The sequence below is a fragment of the Pseudoalteromonas sp. SIMBA_162 genome, assembly GCF_046535955.1.
Taxonomy (GTDB): Bacteria; Pseudomonadota; Gammaproteobacteria; order Enterobacterales; family Alteromonadaceae; genus Pseudoalteromonas; species Pseudoalteromonas marina.
Map to the genome: position 1 here is coordinate 1 of NZ_JAWJBQ010000908.1, position 248 is coordinate 248.

Genomic DNA, 248 nt, shown 5'->3' on the forward strand with positions numbered 1-248 from the left:
CCGCGAAATGGTCGCCTTCCGCGCGCTTCAGACTGGGCAGTGATACGCCCAGAACCTGCTGTCGTACGTGGCGCGGAAGCCGGTCAGTTTCAAGCTGGCTCATGTCCACAATGACGTGAAGTTGTACCTCTGCCACCACATCAGCACGCAAGATCCCCACGCCGCGTGCCTCGATCAGACCGCAGATCGGTGCTGGTGCCTTTGCCAGCAACCTGGCGCCCGCTCGACGGATCTCCGTGCGATCATCG

General features: G+C 62.1%; 1 protein-coding gene. It reads right to left on the reverse strand.

What is annotated here, in order from left to right; all coding sequences use genetic code 11:
* Positions 1 to 211 (reverse strand): hypothetical protein (locus tag R0J88_RS22340; protein WP_410901220.1); only part of this gene is annotated, 211 nt, incomplete at its 3' end.
* Positions 212 to 248: the final 37 nt, after the last annotated feature.